At 38.9% G+C, this 19,452-nt stretch carries 21 protein-coding genes and 1 pseudogene; 19 read left to right on the top strand and 3 right to left on the bottom strand.

The window, feature by feature from the left end; genetic code table 11:
- The 6 genes and pseudogenes from FNZ24_RS21525 to FNZ24_RS19790 form a co-directional block, all read left to right on the top strand.
- Nucleotides 1-277: pseudogene (locus FNZ24_RS21525) on the top strand (hypothetical protein); the annotation flags it as partial.
- Nucleotides 274-1,860 (top strand): site-specific integrase, encoded by a 1,587-nt coding sequence (locus FNZ24_RS19810; RefSeq protein WP_228768559.1) that lies wholly within the window; start codon nucleotides 274-276, stop codon nucleotides 1,858-1,860. The pseudogene FNZ24_RS21525 and the gene FNZ24_RS19810, both read left to right, overlap by 4 nt.
- Entirely contained in the window at nucleotides 1,853-3,904 is a 2,052-nt protein-coding gene (locus FNZ24_RS19805; protein ID WP_153916528.1) for an integrase, read from the top strand. The genes FNZ24_RS19810 and FNZ24_RS19805 overlap by 8 nt, the downstream gene beginning before the upstream one ends.
- A 2-nt stretch (nucleotides 3,905-3,906) precedes the next feature.
- Complete coding sequence (locus FNZ24_RS19800) at nucleotides 3,907-4,356, top strand: hypothetical protein (RefSeq protein ID WP_153916527.1); 450 nt, start codon at nucleotides 3,907-3,909, stop codon at nucleotides 4,354-4,356.
- Nucleotides 4,356-4,808 (top strand): VPA1267 family protein, encoded by a 453-nt coding sequence (locus FNZ24_RS19795; protein ID WP_153916526.1) that lies wholly within the window; start codon nucleotides 4,356-4,358, stop codon nucleotides 4,806-4,808. Before FNZ24_RS19800 ends, FNZ24_RS19795 begins: the two co-directional genes overlap by 1 nt.
- Nucleotides 4,805-6,973 carry an AAA family ATPase gene (locus FNZ24_RS19790; RefSeq protein WP_153916525.1) on the top strand — a complete coding sequence of 723 codons (2,169 nt, stop codon included), beginning with the start codon at nucleotides 4,805-4,807 and terminating at the stop codon, nucleotides 6,971-6,973. The genes FNZ24_RS19795 and FNZ24_RS19790 overlap by 4 nt, the downstream gene beginning before the upstream one ends.
- 41 nt (nucleotides 6,974-7,014) lie before the next feature.
- On the opposite strand, the gene FNZ24_RS19785 is transcribed toward FNZ24_RS19790, so the two are convergent.
- Nucleotides 7,015-7,686 (bottom strand): haloacid dehalogenase type II, encoded by a 672-nt coding sequence (locus FNZ24_RS19785; RefSeq protein ID WP_153916524.1) that lies wholly within the window; start codon nucleotides 7,684-7,686, stop codon nucleotides 7,015-7,017.
- Between the two features lie 26 nt (nucleotides 7,687-7,712).
- Complete coding sequence (locus FNZ24_RS19780) at nucleotides 7,713-8,297, bottom strand: TetR/AcrR family transcriptional regulator (RefSeq protein WP_153916523.1); 585 nt, start codon at nucleotides 8,295-8,297, stop codon at nucleotides 7,713-7,715.
- A 307-nt stretch (nucleotides 8,298-8,604) separates the two neighbouring features.
- Between FNZ24_RS19780 and FNZ24_RS19775 the strand changes: the two genes are divergently transcribed.
- From FNZ24_RS19775 to FNZ24_RS19760, 4 genes are all read left to right on the top strand, one after another.
- Entirely contained in the window at nucleotides 8,605-9,153 is a 549-nt protein-coding gene (locus tag FNZ24_RS19775; protein WP_153916522.1) for a carboxymuconolactone decarboxylase family protein, read from the top strand.
- 79 nt (nucleotides 9,154-9,232) lie between these two features.
- Entirely contained in the window at nucleotides 9,233-10,033 is an 801-nt protein-coding gene (locus FNZ24_RS19770) for an SDR family NAD(P)-dependent oxidoreductase (protein WP_153916521.1), read from the top strand.
- A 62-nt stretch (nucleotides 10,034-10,095) separates the two neighbouring features.
- A complete protein-coding gene (locus tag FNZ24_RS19765) occupies nucleotides 10,096-10,749 on the top strand; it encodes a DsbA family oxidoreductase (protein WP_153916520.1) in 654 nt (217 codons plus the stop codon).
- A 4-nt stretch (nucleotides 10,750-10,753) separates the two neighbouring features.
- The gene (locus FNZ24_RS19760; RefSeq protein ID WP_194945106.1) at nucleotides 10,754-11,563 is read left to right on the top strand and encodes a peroxiredoxin family protein; all 810 of its coding nucleotides are present in this window, start codon (nucleotides 10,754-10,756) and stop codon (nucleotides 11,561-11,563) included.
- Nucleotides 11,564-11,631: 68 nt separating this feature from the next.
- Here the strand turns inward: FNZ24_RS19760 and FNZ24_RS19755 are convergent, their stop codons facing one another.
- Complete coding sequence (locus tag FNZ24_RS19755; RefSeq protein ID WP_153916518.1) at nucleotides 11,632-12,549, bottom strand: LysR family transcriptional regulator; 918 nt, start codon at nucleotides 12,547-12,549, stop codon at nucleotides 11,632-11,634.
- Between the two features lie 153 nt (nucleotides 12,550-12,702).
- Between FNZ24_RS19755 and FNZ24_RS19750 the strand changes: the two genes are divergently transcribed.
- The 9 genes from FNZ24_RS19750 to FNZ24_RS21970 form a co-directional block, all read left to right on the top strand.
- Nucleotides 12,703-12,945, top strand: coding sequence for a DUF2798 domain-containing protein (locus FNZ24_RS19750; protein ID WP_153916517.1), 243 nt, complete (start codon nucleotides 12,703-12,705; stop codon nucleotides 12,943-12,945).
- Nucleotides 12,946-13,021: 76 nt separating this feature from the next.
- Complete coding sequence (locus FNZ24_RS19745) at nucleotides 13,022-13,495, top strand: hypothetical protein (RefSeq protein ID WP_228768558.1); 474 nt, start codon at nucleotides 13,022-13,024, stop codon at nucleotides 13,493-13,495.
- A 2,530-nt stretch (nucleotides 13,496-16,025) separates the two neighbouring features.
- Nucleotides 16,026-17,138, top strand: a complete 1,113-nt coding sequence (locus FNZ24_RS19740) for a site-specific integrase (RefSeq protein WP_153916516.1) — start codon at nucleotides 16,026-16,028, stop codon at nucleotides 17,136-17,138.
- A gap of 37 nt (nucleotides 17,139-17,175) precedes the next feature.
- On the top strand, nucleotides 17,176-17,337 hold the full coding sequence (locus tag FNZ24_RS19735; protein ID WP_153916515.1) for a hypothetical protein: 162 nt from the start codon (nucleotides 17,176-17,178) through the stop codon (nucleotides 17,335-17,337).
- Nucleotides 17,334-17,630 carry a hypothetical protein gene (locus FNZ24_RS21795; protein WP_228768557.1) on the top strand — a complete coding sequence of 99 codons (297 nt, stop codon included), beginning with the start codon at nucleotides 17,334-17,336 and terminating at the stop codon, nucleotides 17,628-17,630. Before FNZ24_RS19735 ends, FNZ24_RS21795 begins: the two co-directional genes overlap by 4 nt.
- 105 nt (nucleotides 17,631-17,735) lie before the next feature.
- Entirely contained in the window at nucleotides 17,736-18,530 is a 795-nt protein-coding gene (locus FNZ24_RS21790) for a hypothetical protein (RefSeq protein ID WP_228768556.1), read from the top strand.
- Nucleotides 18,527-18,790, top strand: a complete 264-nt coding sequence (locus tag FNZ24_RS21785; protein WP_228768555.1) for a hypothetical protein — start codon at nucleotides 18,527-18,529, stop codon at nucleotides 18,788-18,790. The genes FNZ24_RS21790 and FNZ24_RS21785 overlap by 4 nt, the downstream gene beginning before the upstream one ends.
- Before the next feature lie 102 nt (nucleotides 18,791-18,892).
- Entirely contained in the window at nucleotides 18,893-19,225 is a 333-nt protein-coding gene (locus FNZ24_RS19725; RefSeq protein WP_153916514.1) for a hypothetical protein, read from the top strand.
- A 54-nt stretch (nucleotides 19,226-19,279) separates the two neighbouring features.
- Nucleotides 19,280-19,452: transposase (locus tag FNZ24_RS21970; protein WP_153916513.1), on the top strand; the 173-nt coding region annotated here is incomplete at its 3' end.

Below are 19,452 nucleotides of genomic sequence, written 5' to 3'. Positions count from 1 at the left end.
AGATATACACCCACACTATTTTCGTCACGATTGGAACGAAGGCTTCTCTCAAAAAATTGATGCAAATAATGAGTTGGCGGCAGCGGGAGTTGAGGGCTTCGAATTTATCGATAGTGGTAAAGAGGCGAAAATGAGAATGCAGCAAATGGGGCATTCAAGTGAAAAATCTGGCGATACTTATAATAAACGCCACATAACTAAAAAAGCGAATGAGGTTAACTTAAATGAACAAGAAGAATTAAACAGGAAAGCAGCGGAAGCTAGGAGCGGTAAATGAATAATAGTGTAGCAACTGTCTCACAAAAAAAGGGCATCGTTTTAAAAGATACTTCAAGTAAAGTATCTAAAGACGGGTATAGCTTCGATATTAATTCCGATAGATGGAAATTAAATAAAGACACAACAATTAGCTTTCAAAAAGAAGTGCTTGCACTAGAACCTGCTGTGCATGATGGATTTAGAAAATCCTTAGCAAGATATGCCGAAGAGTCTTCGGCTAAACATACTTTAAATATGTACCATAGATTTCAAAGAATGGTGCGTGATACTGGATGTACATCAGTTGATGAATACATAATTAGAAACTGGCGTGCGATGCTAGATAACGAACATGAATGGTATCTAGGGGCACTTCGTGGCTTTTTAATAAGTTGGCATGATTACGGATACAAAGGAATTAGTAGCGAAGTTGTTAATGTACTAGAAAGTATGACCCTTTCTGGAAATCAGAAAGGGGTAGCCATCGCAAATCGCTGCCCATATACAGGCGCATTAACGCAGAATGAACAGATAGCCGTTGCCAATGAGCTTATTAGGATGTTTGCAGAAGATAAAATTTCTTTAGCCTGTTACAGCTATTTAGTCACATTGCAAGCTACAGCAAGAAGAGCCACACAATTACGGCAATTAAAGGCGATGGATCTTTTAAAGGAAAAATGCCCTAAAACAAACAGCACCAATTTTTATCTTAACATTCCAAGAGCCAAGCAACGAGGCGTAGGGTTTCGGGAGATGTTTAAGAAACTGGCAATAACAGAAGAACTATATCTCACACTACTTAATTTAGCGGAAAGTGAAGGAAAAAAACTGACTGATGTATTAAACCTTAATCTTAGTAAATCCCAGATGGTGCAAATTCCGCTTTTTATTGATTGGGTTACTGTTGAAAAATTATTGGACGGTGAGGTCATTACTGATTCTATCGAAATGGCATTAAGTTCGGATTTGTTACATATATCCACAAGCCAATTAAGAGATGGCTATATGAAGCAAGTCAATGTCCTGAATCGAGCTGTAAGTGAGAGAACTGGCGAAATTATTCAATTATCCGCAAGGCGTTTTAGGCGCACTCGTGGTACTAATCTTGGTCGAAAAGGGGTAGGTGCATTAATTATTGCTGAAGCTCTTGATCAGTCAGACACCCAAAACGTTAAAGTTTATACAGAGAACACAGCGGATACGGTAACTTATATTGATAAGGCCGTAGGAAAGCAGCTAGCGCCATTCGCTAAAGCATTTAAAGGCGAGATCATTGTAAATTTAGATGATGGTGAGCGAGGCGACGATCCATCTGCTCGTATACCGAATAATGATAATGAAGCTGTCGGTGCATGTGGTACTAATGACTTTTGTGTTAAAGGTTATGAAGCTTGTTATCTTTGTGAAAAGTTTAGACCTTTACTGGATGGACCTCATGAAAAATTCTTAGAAAGCCTATACGCTGAAAAAGAAACTCGCCTCAAAGCGACAAAGAGTGAGCAATATGCTTCAACTAAAGACACTTTAATATTGGCTGTTGAATGGGTAGTGCAAGCTTGTGCCGAAATGAAGCAAAAGCAAGGAGACACGACTAATGGCTGATAATGTAATCCGTTTTAAGGCGAAAGCAACACTCAATGCTGAGCAAAATCTGAGTAAATTTATTTCTAATTGCAGAACACACTTAAATGTATTTGGAATAGATAAATGGCATGAAAACAAATGGGACACAGTTAAGGGAACAAGAAAGGTGGTTGCCCGTTTTTCAACGAATTTGAAGCCCTCTAATTCTTACCAGTACGAACCTTTAGCTGCACCATTTATAGATTTTGCAAAAGCATACATCAAGCATACCTATACAGATAAGCCAGTTTCTAATTTACAACGTCACATGGAAGCACTACGTGTACTTGAAGAAGCCTTGATTTTATCGACAGGAAGCGCTGATATTTTGATGCTTGATGGCACAGCACTGGGACGATTGGATGAAGTGTTTCATCGGCAATTGTCAGATTCTACGGCAAGAAATAAATCTGGTTATCAAATGGAGTTGATATTGAATTTTTGCCGTGAAAATTTAATTGCCCCTAATCTACCTGAATGGAACAATCCCTATCAAAAAATTAAAGATTTAACTATAACCGTTGATGAAAAAGGCAAGGAGTACCGTTCAGAAAAATTACCCACTAGTGAAGAAATGTTGCTAATTGCAGAGCTTTTCAACAAAGCACCAACTCTAGGTCTGGAAGTTGAGTATTTCACTGCCGTTTATGCGCTACTCATGGTTGCCCCATCTAGAGCATCAGAAACGACAACACTTTCTACTGACTGTCTTGTTTGGGAAGAAGATCGTGCAGGAGATTTGAAACTTGGACTGCAATGGGTTCCTGCTAAAAAAGGAAAGGCGGGAGTTAAATGGGTTCCCACCCAAATGCAAGATGTAGTAGTTGATGCTGTGGAGCGACTTAAACGTATTGGTGAGCCTGCACGAAGTGCGGCTAAATTTGCAGAAGAACACCCCGAAGAATTTATGATCCATGACGGATGTATCACACCTGAGGGCTTTTCAATAGACAAGCCTTTGTCAATTGAGCAACTTAATGCGGCACTTTCTACAAACTATAAACAACTTGAAAACCAACGTACAAAATGGTTAGAAAAACTATTGGAAGACAATAGTGGTAGCATTAGTTACCGGGTGTTAGGGGAGCATGAATACAGTAAGTACACCAAAAAGTTCCCGAACTGGCCTTACTCGGATAAAAACAAACATGTAAAAGTTTCCGAAGCACTGCTCTTACATAGGGAAAATGAGTTCCACGCAGATTTTAATCCCAGAGGCTTTTCTTTTTGGATACCAACTGTAAATCAAATTAATGATCGATTTATACAGGGAGGTGCAAGAGGTGAACGCAGTATCTGGATTAAATATGGGTTTAGTTTGAAAAGTGGTGAAAACATTGACTTATCTACTCATAAAGCTAGGCATTGGCTTAGCACTATGGCGGAAAGTGGTGGAATGGATGCACTGACATTGGCTCACTGGGCAGGAAGAGCAAAAGTTGACGATAACAAAAAATATGATCACCGCACAGAAGATGAAAAGGCAGAAGAAGTTGCAGCCTTAATGCTGCCAGAAGATGCCAATGTTTTAGATAAAATAAAAAATCGTATACCTGTGACTTTTCAGGATATAGGCAAGGATTTGGATGGAGCTGCCATTGTAACGGAGCTTGGTGTTTGTGAGCATGACTATGCAATGTCACCTTGTCAGCGAAACGGTGATTGTGAAACTTGTAAAGAGCTGGTCTGTATCAAAGGTTTTAGTGACTCTTTAGTCTTACTCAAAAAGAGAGAGAAGGAAATTCAACAACAACTTGATAAAGCTTTACTTGACCATGAAATGGGCACCTTTGGTTCAGATCGTTGGGTAACTAATCAAGGTTGGCGATTAGCTCATATTCGAACAAAAATCCGCTTGCTGGAAGACGAGAATACCGCTGATGGCACACCGATTAGAATTCCAGAAGAATATGACCCCTCTCCTGTTAAAGAAATGTTGAGGGAGAAAGGGCTGGTAACTGATGTAGTAAGTCCTGAAGAGATAGATTTTTCTGATGAAATATTCAACCTGATGGAGCTTTAACGATGCCCAAGATCATAGTTACTAGCGACAATATCACTGAAATATTACACCTAATTGATACATGGAAAGGTAAATTAACTTGGCCTCTTTTATGTGAGCAGGTTAAGTCTATGCTCGGATTGGAGGATGTTACTCGTCAAACTTTATCTGGTTATAAAGAGATTCAGGAAGCCTTTACTGCACGCAAAGAGTTTTTGAGGGAAAACACTGTTGAAGAAGTAAAGACTAAGGATAGTAAGGATAGTGACGTAGAGTACCTGATGACCCAAATTGAAGGACTAGAAGCCGAGTTAGCTAGAGCCAATAAAACAATAGAGAAATACAAGCAGAGGTTCGTACTTTGGCAGTTCAACGCTTATAAACATGGAATAAGAATAGACTCACTTGATGACGCTGTTGAAATGTTAGAACAACCGTTGACTGAATTGAAGCGCAGGACAGGTGGCTCGTAATGGCAACAGGAAAAGGCTTAAACGGTCAACAAAAAGCACAAAAGAATGTAGATGACTTCATCGCTTGGGCTGCATCACAATCTGATGATGACTTTAAACAGATCATTTTTAGAGGGCAGTTAAACCGTGGCGAAATAGCTAAAGCTGTTGGTTGCGGAAAATCTGCTTTGAATCAGAATCCATTGCTAAAAGAGCAGCTTAAGAGCTTGGAAGATAGACTTCGAGATACGGGGGTTTTGCCAAGGCTTACTGAAAACGCTAAGGGCGCTAACAGTAAGCCAAAGCAATATGATAATACTACCAACCGTAAGTTATTAGACTCTAAACGCTTATCTAGTCTAGAAGCCGAAAATGTTGAGCTGAAAGCTAAAGTTCAAGAGCTTGAAAATAGATTAAAACGGTTTGGCGAATTATCAGAAACGCTTGCTGAAATGGGGTTCATGCCAAGATGAACTCGGTAGCTCATGAAGAACAATTCCGAGTCACTAGCATTCCATTTGCTTCCTCAAAGATGGTTATTTTCAGCGGTGTGCCGCTGCGGAAGAACTCATACAAAATAAATAGTGGCAAATACTACGTCACCATTAAGACTCACCCTAACGAGATTCCCGTGCAACCTGCAATTGGTCAACACTGGTCTGTCAGAGGCAACAGGCTAGTTGAAGACATGGATACAGGTGACTATGTAATGCAGCAGCATACATACGAGTCACCAGCGCACGTTGAATGTCAGTTGCCAGAGACAGGTGAGCAACTAATCAAGTTTATTGCTAAAGAAAATGACTTTAAGGGTATCGGTGAAAGTAAAGCTAGGGCGCTCTGGGAGTTATTAGGCAAAGATTTCCACTCAATTGCTAGTAATGACAACGCTGAGTCTCGATTACGCCTTAAAAAGCTTCTCAGTGACGAATCAATCAATGCTTTGTTCAAGGGTTATGCAAAATATAAAAACCTAGGGTTCTGTAACTGGATGTCTGAACGGAAAATTCCAGCCACTGTTCAACAACGACTGTTAAAACATCATAGTGAAAATTCAATTGAAGCGATAAAACATAACCCATACATTTTGGTGGGTTTTGGCATGTCATTTGAAGATATTGATTTAATCGCTTCAAACGCAGAATCGGGCTTAAACATACAAAAAGACGATGACAAACGCTTGAGTGCAGCCATAGAAATAGCAATTAGAAAGGAAATTGAAAAAGGCCATACCTATACATCACAAACGGATCTGCGTCCAAGGCTAACAAAACTACTTAAAGACAAAGAACTCGTTAGCCAAGCTTTTAAAGCTGGTTACGATAAAGCGCAATACATCCTCAACACTGAAACGGGAAATTATCACCCTACAGCTCAGTTGCTGATGGAAAATGTCGTTACTAAACGACTAAAACAGCTATCTGAGCAAACAGACCTTTATGATGAAAAAGCCAACAGCGCCTACCTGAAAGCTGTTAGTGAGTTACCTTATGAATTAACGCAAAAGCAAACTGAGGCTGTTACAACGTGCTTAGATAACGCAATTAGTTGTATCACTGGTGGTGCAGGAACAGGTAAAACCACGGTACTGAGAACAGCGCTTCGAGCATACTATCAAATGGGGTTTGAAATACACGCTGTAGCGCTAAGTGGTAGAGCCGCTATGCGTTTACATGAGTCTATCGGTTTTATCACATCAACTATTGCCAAGTTGTTACGAGAAGCGCCTATAGAGCCAACTTCAGAGCAACAGAAACATCTGTTGGTAATTGATGAAGCTAGTATGATTGATTTGCCAATGATGTACCGTTTAGTGAATCACATACACCCATCAGTCAGGATTATTTTTACTGGTGATCCAGATCAACTTCCGCCTATTGGTTGCGGTAAAGTGCTGGCTGATATCGTTCTTGCCGAAACAATTACTAATACCAAACTTGATATAGTAAAACGGCAAGAAGGCACAACAGGAATCCCTGAATATTCAAAATTGATTAATCAAGGAATTGTTCCTGATAACCTTTCATCGGGAGCAGTATATTTTCATCAAACTGAGAGAGAAGACATAGCCAGAGTATGCTGTGACCTATACCAGAAATCACCTAGTGATAGTCGAATCATGGCTCCAACTAAGAAGTTAGTTGCTGATATAAACAAGTTAACGCAAGAGGCAGTTAACCCTGATGGTGAGTTGTTGGAATTCACTATGCACGGAGAGCAGTACTTTCAAAACCTAAGACTAAATGATCAAATACTTTTTACTCAAAACCACTACGATAAATGCATACAAAATGGTTCTCTTGGTACGCTAACCAGTGTTAATTTTTCTGGTGATACCTACGGTGAAGTAACGTTAGATACTGGTGAGGTGATAGAGGTTAACCAATCTGTATTGGATTGCATGGAACTGGGTTATGCAATAACACTTCATAAAGCTCAAGGGTCGCAATTTCCTCGAATTATTATAGTCTTACAAAAAGGAAAAATCGTAGATAGAGCTTGGCTGTATACAGCAATAACAAGAGCCGAGGCTGAGATCCATATAATTGGTAGTTTGCATGATTTAAGGATTATCACAGAAGCGCATAGTAACTCGCATAAGCGAAATAGTTATTTAGTTGAATTATTATCTCAATAATATACGTCTCTAAAGAGCGAACAACGGACGCTGAATTATAGTCACTTTGACCCAATCAGCTTATCTGCAATTTCCCCCATCGAATTGCCAATAATTGCTGGTTTTTTATAAGTTGGGTTATATGGTGCGTTAAATCGGTCTAAGAAAGCCGCATTTAATCCGGCGCATAAAGCGCCATGGGTATCCCAGTCATGGGCGGCCACCAATGTCACGTTATGAGAAGCGACATTTAGCTTTTCAACGGCATATTTATAAGCATCTTCGGATGGCTTAAAAGTCTTTGTGTTTTCAACTGAAATAGCGTTATCGAAATATTCGGTTAATCCAGCATTTTTTAACTGAGATTTAAGTAAAGTTTCAGATGAATTTGAGAAAGCAACAAGCTTGAAACCCACACTTCTCAATAAAACCAATGCAGGCTTAATATCATCATGCGCAGGTAAATTTGCTAATGTACTTATAACATCGCAACTTTGCTCACTAGTTAACGATTTATCTAATCGACCAGCGAGTGCATTTAAGCTCGCCACTGCTAAGTCTTTAAAGTTTGTGTTTACCTTGGTTGTTAAACATACGGTAGATGAATGGAGTAACATTGAAAACCAAGTATCCAAGAATAGTTCGTTGCCAAAGTACTGCTCAAACTTAGGCCTTAATTGAGCTAAGTTTAAGATAGTCTCATTGATGTCAAATAAGATAACTTGCTGCGGCATGCTTACTTCCTTATAAATAATAAAGACTAAAATGGGTAATTAATAAATATGGCTTCTATTTTTTTGTCTAGTAGCTGCTTATCACTATTTATTTTCGCAAATGTACGTAAGCCTGCTATTTGAATCTGAATATGCTCCACGAGTTCTTGGGCATCTTTAGCTTTATCTATTTCGCCATTAGCTTTAGCTTGCTCAATCAATACGACCATTTCATCAGCAATTTCACCAAGGTGGTTTTTAGTCACATCAATCAGCTCTTGATTTTCCTCGGTCAATTCACCTAAAGTTTTTGATAGCATACACATACCATTTGGCGCATCAGTCTGTGTATCAATGACTAGCGCTTTAACAAATGCTTTCAGTGTATCTATGGGGGATTTATTTTGCTCTGCAAGGCTTTGCATCTGAGCTAATCCAATATCGGTATAATTTCTTAATGCTTCTTTAAATAAACCATCCTTGCTACCAAATGCTGAATATATGCTACCGGGACGCATATCAATCTCATCTTGTAAATTACGCATTGAAGTTGCGTGAAAGCCCTTCTTCCAATAAAGATTAGTTGCTTTATCTATCACCTCTTGGCGATCAAATTTCGCTGTCTTTGCCATTACATCTACCTATAAAGACCACTTGAACAATCGTTCAATTATAAGTTTCTATCGAGTCAAGGTAAAGCGATAAATAACCAATATCCCATTAAGGGATTGTTTGAAAATTTTTTAATTTTTTATGTTTAATTAATTCAGGTAGATAGCTTCGAAAGGGCTATCTATTTGAACGATCGCTCAAATTAATGCTTGAACGATCGTTCAAGTTGATTTAAAGTACACCACATCAACGAGGCGAAGTAAGTATTACGCCACATATACATGACAGACAGGTTAGGCACTCGCCTAAGATATTTGGAGAAATAAAATGAGCAAATTTACATTTCACACAGTAGAAACAGCACCAGAGAAAAGCAAAGCAATGTTAGAAGGTGCAGTTAAGCAGATGGGTGCTGTACCGGGTTTGTATGCAGCTATGGCTGAGTCACCAGAAACACTAAAAGCTTACCAACAGCTACATCAGTTATTTATGTCAACTTCATTTGATGCAGAAGAGTTAACTGTTGTTTGGCAAACCATTAATGTTGAGCATGAGTGTACTTTTTGTGTTCCTGCTCATACAGCAATCGCACATTCAATGAAAGTTGATCCTGCATTAACTGAAGCATTGCGTAACAGCGAACCAATGCCGACAGCCAAATTACAAGCATTACATGATTTTACCTTAGCTATGGTACGTGAGCGCGGCAACGTATCTGACGAGCAAATGGAAGCGTTTTTCGCTGCTGGTTACAGTCAGCAACAAGTGATTGAAATTATTCTTGGTTTATCACAAAAAGTAATCAGTAACTATGTTAACCACGTAGCTAAAACACCGGTTGACTCTATGTTCGCAAAATTTGCTTGGACTAAATAGTACGAGCATAAATTAGTCAAATTTTACCTCGTCTCTGTGACGAGGTGAGCACTAGAAAGAGTTTTTAGGAGCAAGCATTATGTCTTTTAATTTTAAGCAAAAATATGGTGGGTGGGCACTGATAACAGGTGCTACATCGGGTATTGGTCAGCAGATGGCTAAACAATTAGCTGCTGATGGTATGGATGTTGTTCTTGTTGCAAGACGAGAACAAGAATTAAAGGATTATGCACAACAGCTTAAGAATGATTTCAACATTCAAACAGATATCATTGTTGCTGATCTAAGCAGTGAGCAAGGTGTCGAGAAAATTAAAGCCGTTAGCCACGATATCGGATTGTTGGCTTTGTCGGCAGGGTTGGAAACCAATGGTGCATTTGAAAAGAATGATTTAGAAGCAGAAAAGCGACTATTGCAAGTCAATGTGATGTCTACTATGGAGCTAAGTCACCACTTTAGTCAAACGATGATTGAACGGGGTAAAGGCGGAATTTTGTTGGTTGCAAGCATGTTTGGTCAAATGGCCTCTCCTTACTTCTCAACATATGCGGGTTCAAAAGCATTCGTAATAAACTTTGGTCAATCACTCTACGGAGAGCTTAAGTCGAAGGGTGTAGATGTGAGTATTCTTTCTCCGGGCTTAACCCAAACTCCTATGGCAGTGAGCACTGGTGTTAATTGGAAAAAAGTGCCAATGGACGCTAGGTCGCCAGAGGAAGTTGCAAAAGTTGGTTTGCAAGGTGTTGGTAAACGTGTTTTGACCGTGCCGGGTTTGCGCAATAATATTATGGCGTTTATGGCTGATTTAACCCCTCGCAAAATGATGTCACTTTCAATGCAAAAAATCCTAAACGGTGCATTAGATACTAAACGTCTATAAAACTTTTTCAATATACTTTTTAGTAGCTTGTGTGATGCAAGCTTTTCCATTGGAGCTGAATAATGACTAAAAAAATTAAACTCGACATTATTTCTGATGTTGTTTGCCCTTGGTGCATTGTTGGTTTTAATCACCTAAATGCAGCAATAGAAGAGTTAGGTCTTCAAGATAACGTTGACATAGTGTGGCAGCCTTTTGAATTAAACCCTGATATGCCATCAGAGGGCGAGGAATTACGTGCTCATGTTGCGAGAAAGTATGGCTCTTCAAAAGAAGATAGTGATCGAGCCAGAGCTAATATTACCAAAGCTGGTGTTAATTATGGCTTCGAGTTTAACTACTTTGATGGCATGAAAATAGTTAACACCTTTGATGCCCACATACTGCTTGATTATGCCCATAGTGTAGGTAAGCAGATGGATTTAAAGATGCGTTTGTTTTCAGCATTCTTTACTGAGAAAAAAGATGTTTCAAAACAAGAGGTCTTGTTGGAAGAAGCAGGTGCTGTGGGTATCAGTAGAGAAAAAGCAATAGCAGCGCTAAACAATGAAGAAATAAAACAAAAAGTTAGAACACTTGAAGCTCAGTGGCAGCAACTAGGCGTTAGTGGTGTACCAACGGTGGTTTTTGACCGTACAAGCGCACTAACAGGTGCGCAGCCCCAAGAAAATTTTAAGCAAGTGTTGCAAGAATTAGCCCAGCAGCATGGGTTCTAACGTCATGACTTTAGATATTTTATTTAGCTTACTTGGTTTTTTGACTACAGCGATAGGCGCAGTTTTGTATTTTGCCAAAGTTAAAAAGCGCAGAACACCTAAAGTGCCAGTACTATTTATTACTGCACTTGCAATTGGTTCATTGTTTAGCGCTATCGCGATCTTTCTAACTGTTCAATCACTATCCATTGGGTCAGTACTTGTAATATTACTGTCTGCCATGCCTTTAATGATGACAACGGTATTTATCATAACTTTTAAAGAAGCGAAGCCTCCTCTAGGTAATTTGCAAATAAAAGTAGGCGACAAAGTACCTCAATTTCAAGCTAAGGATATCGATGGTACGGTATATGACGCTAACCAACTTAAAGGCCGAAGAACGTTATTAAAGTTCTTTCGGGGATCATGGTGTCCGTACTGTAGTACCGAGCTACAAATGTTTGAAGAAATGAAGCCTCTTTTTGATGAATATAATGTCAACATCGTTGCGCTTTCAAATGATGATATTCAATCAGCTAAAAAGCACCAAGCAAGAGATCAGTTAAGCCATACGCTATTGTCTGATCCTGAGCTAACGGTAATTCGCCAATTTGGTGTTGAACATCACAAAGCATTAGGCGGTGAAAGTGCATCTAGCAAAACGTTCTTTGGTTTGCCGTTTCCTATGGTGATGAAATATAAACCTATGGCAATTCCAACAACTTTGTTAATAGATGAAGATGGAATTATTCGGTGGATAGACCAAGCTGAAGATGTTCGTTTAAGAGCGAATGAATTTAAGCTAAAAGAGGCACTAAAAACACTAGTTGAGTAACTTGCTAAGAACCGATCACAATCTGCTCGGTTCTTATATTAAGAGCATCGGTGCAGATATATAAGCTTTTATTGAAACATAGCGCCCCACAAGTTTTCTGCTCCTTTGTTCATATTGTTAAAAATTTCATCACGAAAAGTTACCACACGGGAAGAAATCATTTTTCTGTCAGTCCAAACAATGTATGCCGTTCCAGTTGGGCACTCTACCTTGGGTAAAATTGGAGTTAGCTTGTTATTTTCTGCTAAACGCTTTAGTGCCACTTTAGGTAATAAACATATGCCTGCTCCAGCAATAGCTGCCTGAATATTCAACCGTAAGCTGTTAATCGCATACTTAGGTTTTACGGGGATTTTTATCGTTTTGTCTTCTTCTTTTAAATGCCAATAAGGAAAATTATTGCCCGCCAATAGTTGGTGGCCTAGCAGTGCTTCTGCCGAATCCGGTGCAGGGTGGCGTCTTAAATATTCAGGGGAAGCAGCCAAGGCTAGTTCGGCCTCAAATAACCTTTTTTGCACTAAGTTTGGCGATGTAGCTGGCATGGTAACAATCGCCAAATCAATTTGTTCATCGATAAAACCTTCAGCATCAGAGGCAAAGTGAACGAAAATGTTTACGTTGGGGTGCAGCTTCATAAACTCTATGGCTAACGGTTGTAAAAAGAAATCAGCAAAAGGCTCAGGACACGAGATATGAATATCTCCAGTAAGCTCTCCTTGGCTATTTGATAAGCTGAGCCATTGTTCATCTAGTTGAGCGAAAACATGAGAAAACTTCTTGTAGACTTCCTCTCCAGCATTGGTAAGTCTAAAATTTTTCGCGTCTCTATGAAGAAGCTTTTCATTAAGTTGCTCTTCAAGATGAGCAACTGACCGGGAAACCGTAGGTGCAGAGGTTTTAGCTTTGATACTTGCAGCAGCAAAACCTCCAGATTCAACAGATAAGCAAAACCAATATAAGTTAGTCATTTGTTTTGTATTTATCATATTCCCACCTTCAGACTTGCAGTTAACTCATGGCTACATATATGTATTCTTAAAATGCATTATTGTCTATTTTTGAATGGATGGCAAGCGATTAGAATAGCTTCATTGATTAGTCGCAGTGACTAAATTAAGTGAATAGTTTTGGAGTTAAAGATGAAAAAGTTTCCACGTAAATTTCAATATCCGTTAATGATGTCTATGGTGCTACCAACCATGTTATTAGGAATGTCTGGAATAATGGCCTATCGTAATTTGCCACTTGATGGTGATTTCTTTGCTGCTTGGGGGGCGGCTATTGCACAAGTAGTACCACCCGCATTATTACTTTTAGCAGTAGTTGCACCGATCGTTAGATTGTTTGTTACTAAATTCCTTTTACAGCCAGAAGAAGCTTAAGCTTCTTACAGGATGATAAATAGTTTTCTTTATTGGAGTTGACCTGATGAATACTCAAGTTCTATTGGAAGTTAGTATGATTAGTACAATGGCATTAATCACAATAGCTTACCTTTTTCGTTCAAACGCAAGTACAGGAAACAAGATCCAAACCTTCGTAATTGCGCTATTAGGTGGCTTTATGGTGTTAGGTGGAACAGCAAAGTTCTTTCAACCTTTTGCTACGATGTTCGCTTCTCAAGTTGAGTTAAGTGGCTTGCCATTGCCTAAACTCGCCAAATTTGCAGGACAAATGGGTGAAATTACCGCAGGTATAATGTATTTGCTGGTATTAACCAAAGATAAGTTAATCTCCGCTAACACCGCTGAGATATTGCTTAAGAGTGCTACATTGTTGACTTTGGTTATTATGACTGTCGCAGTTTATGTTCATTTATCGCCAAACGTACCTGCTGAAGTATTACCATTTCAATCAAAACCGCCAGTATTGACAGTAATAGTGATGTTCATTTCTCTTTGTACTTTTATAGCGAGCAAACGTAAAAGTTAAAAATCGTAGCTCTGTGCCAATGTCTGTTATTGCACTAAGAGGCTCTTCATAGCCGCATGGTTGCAGTGACAATTCGATGTTTATCGTTAACATCAATCCCGAATTGTTGGAACAAGTCGTACTCAAATGTTATGGTTAAACACACTGCAAAAATTCATGGATGAATGAGTACCGCTGATGGAATCAGCGTAAATTATTTAAATTGAAAAGTGTCAATTTAAACGTTGCAATACGCTTAATTAGGGGCTGGTTCACTATTATGTTTACGAAAAAATTATAAGTGTAAAATTAGAGTGTGATAAGAAAGTGGTTTGCTGGTTGATTACCCTTATTTTATATAGATTTTTTCATTCACTCAGTCACTCGCTTGGCTAGTGTTGTGAAATTTTACGGATACTACCGTTTTAGATGGTGTAATATCTAGAAATGTAAAAATAAACAATGAATATCTATTAACCCGCTATTTTAGCGGGTTTTTTATTTTTAACACATAATGGTTCTTCAACTCTGCAATATTTAATACTTGGTGTAATCTAAAATGTAAAAATAGAATAGCTAGAATATGGGAAGTTAAGCTAAAAATGAGTTAGTTTATGTAGGTTGAACTAGTTAACTCCTTTAAACTTGCAAGAGCGGTTGAGCTAATAAAATCCCAGTTTCTCATCTGAGTAAAACAAATATCCTACAATTTGTAGTGGTACATCTATTTTGACCACTTCTTTATATATTTCGAAATCGAAATTTCGTTTGATCATTAGATAAATGATGCAATTAAGAAGTGACGGCAAACTCATTTTGGTGCATAAATCAGCTTTAAGTTGTTATCTCCTGAAGTCAAAGAATCATGTACTTTGATCAATAGACCTAACGATGCTTTTGGAAGTGGTAAAGCATTAACGGTTATATTAACTGCCTGAAATGCTGCTCTACAAAATAGTGGCTAAATATCTAATATTTAATATCTAATATCTAATATCTAATATCTAATATCTAATATCTAATATCTAATATCTAATATCTAAATATTAAGTTGTACGAGGTTGTTTTGGGAAATTAGAGTTGAATAAGATTAATGTCTTAATGAGTGGTGTCAATAGAAAGGTAAAATCATTGCTTTCTATGATTTTAGTTAATAATTGAGGATTAATAATGCTCATTTACAGTGGAGATTAGATCCATTTAAAAACGTAAAACATGCTTTAATTGAGCGATAAATGCTCAATACGGGCTATGTTTTACGTTTTTATGGATAATTAATGGATGTAATAATTTACTAAATTAGCGCCACCTAATGCACATCTTTCGAAAATATACTTTCTCCTTATCTTCAAAATTTCACGATTGTGAGGCAATTAACATTCTTTTATATGATTTGGTTTCGGCTAAGTGTTTAGTTATCTGTTTCATATATGAATATTCTTTCTTGAACTAGTAATTTTGATAACGGGTTGCACATCACCTAATTATAGCTGTCCACTCATACAGGCATGATGAGGTTGTATTGTAATTTAGTGATAATAAAGAGAGGTAGCTTGAACTTTGATTTAGATTACTGATTTGAATTCTTTGGAGTACGCACAGACGGAGTTTAGTGTTTTATGTTTACGAGTAAAATCCTCTTAACTCTTTGTGTCTCAACTGCTTTAAATGGCCCTTACTTTAAGAGCATAACATTAAGCAAATCCACCTTGTCTTATATGTTCTAGATATGTTTTTATCGCTTCAAAATCACCATCATTGATGGCTTGTTGAGCTGTTTTATTTAATGATGGTATGACTTCGTATGCGTACCATTTTTGTGCATTTTTTTCGAACCAGCCCAATTTTTTATGAACTCTAAAACAAATTCTTCTTGTTCAACTCGAGTCATCTCTGTCTCCATTTTAAATGCCGATTAACGGATATAGTCTGAAATTATTTTTTACTATATTTCAGGAAAATGCTAGGCCAAATTTTAAAAACACTGAACTAGAATCTCAAGAAGCATATCTTTTTATTCCCGCATGAGCAGTATTAGTAAAGTGTACCTATCGAGTCCCGCAGGATATTCCATTTGGGCTGGGTGGTGTAAAATTGAAAGACTGAATGAACATTTACTTGGAAATGAATCAGCCATGTAACTTTATTGAAACACATTGGATAGTTCAATTGAGATTCCTGTAGATGAACACCCCTTTTTAAATGATGAAATAATCTACATTTAGGCGATGCAGCCAGTTTTTCGCTTAATAGAGTCAATTTGATTTTTCCATCATATTAAAGGTCAATTCCATAAGCATTATCAACAATAAATATAAATTGCATTTCTATTACAATTTTTTTTGTGTGAAACCATTGAGATATAATATTTTAATGGTTTTTTATATCTGCCTGAAATAAGGAGGTTTCTTATTTTCAATAATGTGAATCTTAAAGTTCTTATTTCATAAATTATTGTAATATAATGTTTTTGTGTCTCTCGGGCTGTTGGCTCATATGTGTTTTCGCTTAGACTTGCACATAAATAAATGATGTTGCTTTAGGTGCAAGTTTGAAACTTAGACGTATTAAATTTACGAATGGTGAGCGTTATGTCTTTTTAACGTGTGATGATAGCGCGCCACATTTTTTGTCAACACTTTGGAACACTACGGAGTTACGCCCAAGTAATCTGCAAATTAACTCGATTGCTAATCACCTTCAAAACCTGAAGTGGCTTTTTGTCTGGGAAGCAAGAAATCAGCGAAACTTATATGCTGAGTTCCACAGAAAAAAATATCTAAATATGAATGATATTGAGAAGATCAAAAAGCATTTGAGTCTCGATATTAATCACCTAAAAGCCCTAGCAAAAGTTAAAAAAAAAGTCATTAGCTTCAGCTCCATTCCCCAAGTCGTTGATGCGATCCCTACTATATCAGCGAATGTGCTGTATAACCGCCTTTCTTCTGTAGCCAAGTATCTGACATTTATTGCCAAAGTCGCAACTGCACAAAGCAACGATGAAGAAACTATGCAGGTTATTGAGCGCATGTCCAAGCAACTCAAGGCCGCACGCCCTAAGCGGGGGAAAAACAAAAAAACTATTGGGAAACGCACGGGTACAGGATTGCCCAAAGCGATGTTGGATGAATTTATCGCGGTATCACGGTATGACAGTGAGCAGAACCCGTTTTCGAATGCGGGCCTTCGGTTACGTAATGATTTGCTTTTCCGATTGCTGAATGAAACAGGTATTCGCCCAGGTGAACTTCTTTCTTTGCGGAATGACCGTATTCATCTAGTAGGTGATGTTAAATCCATCACTGTAGCGCGCACTCACGATGATCCGCAAGATCCGAGGCTAAAGCAGCCTGTCTCTAAAACACTTGAGCGAATGATAGCAATTAAGCCACAAACGGCTGCGCTGCTGCACCGCTACGTGACCAAGGTGAGAAAGATAATTCAAGGTGCAAATAAACACCCCTACTTGTTCGTTTCACATAAAGGCAAAACAGCAGGAAAACCGCTCTCGCAAGAAGGTTTTGGTCAGGTAGTGCTCGAACTGAAAAAAACTAAACCTGAGTTTGCTATCGTGTTTCCTTACTACTTTAGGCACCATTTTAACGATGTTTTGTCGGAAAAAAATAGACAGAAACAACGAGTTAGTCAGTGCGGGGGTTGAAGGGTACGAGCATATTGATTCCGATAAAGAAGCTAAAATGCGCAAGCATACAATGGGGCATACAAGTGATGCTTCAGCGGCACCGTATATTCAGCGCCATGTTAAGAAAAAAGCAGATGAACTTACGCTGAAAGACATCAAAGAGATGGATAAAACACTCAAAGAAGTGAATAAAACAGTGGAGGTCAAAAAGGAATGAGCCAGAAGACGAGACTAGCACCTAGAACTGAATTACGTATATCAAAAGATGGGTATCAATTCGATATACAGAGCAATTACTGGAATTTGAATAAAAACAGGCACATTACGTTTACGGTGGATGTGAACAGTATTTCGCTTGGCACCCAAGAAGGCTTGCGTAAAGCACTGGCGCAAACAGCAGAAGAACTCTCGGCAGATCATACTTCAAATATGTACCTCCGTTTTCAGAGATATATTCGTGATACAGGAGCTTCCAGCGTAACTGTTCACGACCTGCAAAACTGGCGCTGAACGCTTGATAGCGAGCATGAGTGGTATCTTGGTGCGCTGAAGGGCTTTCTGATCTCTTGGTATGACTGGGGTTACGAAGGTATTACGAAAGATGTAATCGACTATTTGGATGAATTAACACTCCGAGGTAACACGAAAGGCAAAGCGGTGGCACAGCGTTGCCCTTACGCGAGGGCCTTCACCGACATTGAATCCTTAGCGATTGATAACGAGCTAGTGCGCTTGTTTAAAAATGACGAAATCGACTTAGCTACGATAACCTACGTCACCCTGCTGAAAGCAACGGGGCGCAGACCCATTCAACTTTCGCACCTGAAAGCGAAAGATATCCAAAAAACAATCAAGCAGAACCCGCTTACCAAGCTAGAGGAATATCGATTTTTACTGGCTATTCCGCGAGCAAAACAGCGTGGCGGAAGCTTTCGTAGTGAACTAGCGAGCATAGAAATTAGCGAAGAACTATATCTCACGCTGTACAATCTCATCCAACAAAATCAAGCTGCGGTTAATAAGATCCTCACAAACGAAATCGACTGGGAAGTAATGCCTGATGCGGGAGAATTGCCCCTGTTTGTAGATTTAAGTTTCGTGATCCATTTTAACGCGAGAAGCGAAGTGAATTTGGCGCTATGGCAAAAAGATGTATTGCACACATCAACTAAGCATCTGTGGGCGATGTTAAAGAGTTTTTATCGAGCACAGAGGGCGGTAAGCGAGCGTACAGGCGACATCATTCAAATCAATGCAAGGAGATTCAGACGCACAATCGGCTCAAAGATGGGGCAACAGGGGCATACTGCTCATGTCATTGCTAAACGGCTCGATCAAAGCGATACACAAAATGTCATGGTGTATGTTGAAAACACCGTACATACGCCGATTACATTGTTCGCAAAATGAGCAAAGCACTTGCTCCACTGGCACGAGCTTTCAAAGGTGAAATTATCGCAGTACTTGAAGAAGGCAAACGCGGTAACGATCCAACAGCACGTATTCCAAACAAAGAAAATGAAGTTGTTGGTGCCTGCGGCACCAATGATTTTTGTGTCAAGGGTTATGAAGCGTGTTATGTATGCAATAGTTTTCAGCCACTTCTAGATGCGCTGCATGAGGCTTTTGGGAGGACTTGCACAAAGAAAAAGAGCGACTGTTCAAAGTGACGGGTAGTGGACAATATGCGTCTACCAAGGACACGGTAATTTTAGCTGTGGAAGAAGTTATTCGTCTTTGTAGCGAAGAGAAAAAAAGACGAGGGATGATGGATGGATAACCTAGTTCATTTCACGCCAAAAAAAGCACAAACAGCCGCAGGCAACTTAGATAAATTCATAAATCACTGTCGCGGTAACTTAGCCGCATTTGGTAGACATTGGGAAACGAATACTTGGAAAACGGTTAATGATGATAGAACTGTGTCCGTGACTTTTTCGAAACTCAGCCAGCCAAAAGGCGAAACTGCCTTAATGATGGATACACTGTTTCTCGACTTCGCCAAAGCGTACATAAAATACGTTTATTCAGTTAAACCCATCAAAACAATGGCAAACCAGATACTCGCGCTTCGTGTTCTTGAGGCCGCATTTGTTGTGGCTTAATGAATCTGTACACCGATATGGGGTAAACTCCCCTTAATATAAATTGGTGTAAAAATGATGACGACTCAACCTACTTACTCAACAGAATTTAAAATTGATGCGGCTAATCTTGTGATTAAACAAGGCTATTCTGTACGTGAAGCATGCGAAGCGACTGGCGTAGGCCCAACAGCCATTAGGCGTTGGGTAAAGCAGTTATCAGAAGAGTTTGAAGGTATAACGCCAAC

This window comes from Shewanella sp. TC10 (genome assembly GCF_009663145.1).
Classification (GTDB): Bacteria; Pseudomonadota; Gammaproteobacteria; order Enterobacterales; family Shewanellaceae; genus Shewanella.
This window is presented reverse-complemented; position numbering and strand designations above follow the sequence as displayed.